The 359-nt window shown below is 45.1% G+C and carries 1 protein-coding gene; it reads left to right on the forward strand.

What is annotated here, in order from left to right:
* On the forward strand, nt 1–225 hold a 225-nt coding region (locus BTV99_RS12900; RefSeq protein ID WP_256713800.1), incomplete at its 5' end, for a DUF1653 domain-containing protein.
* Between the last annotated feature and the right edge of the window lie 134 nt (nt 226–359).

Below are 359 nucleotides of genomic sequence, written 5' to 3' on the forward strand. Positions count from 1 at the left end.
AACAAAAAACCCCCCCAAGGCTTTAACCGCCATTACAAAGGCAACCTGTATCAAGTGCTGCATACCGCGCAGCATTCTGAGACCGAAGAAGCCTTAGTCGTTTACCGCTGTCTGTACGGTGAGTACGGCGTGTGGGTACGACCATTAGCGATGTTTACTGAAACTGTGATGCGTGATGGCACAGAAGTGCCTAGATTTGAGTTGATAAAACCCCTAGTGGATTAACTCTTGAACTTGGCAGCATCTCCTAAAAAAGCGACTTTACTAAGTCGCTTTTTGGTTGCTACTCATAAATCATTCTCAAAAAACCTCTTTAACACCTTATGAAAACCAATCGGCTCATCCATCGGTACCGCATG

The sequence above is a fragment of the Psychrobacter sp. Rd 27.2 genome (assembly GCF_001921755.1).
GTDB classification, from domain to species: Bacteria; Pseudomonadota; Gammaproteobacteria; order Pseudomonadales; family Moraxellaceae; genus Psychrobacter; species Psychrobacter celer.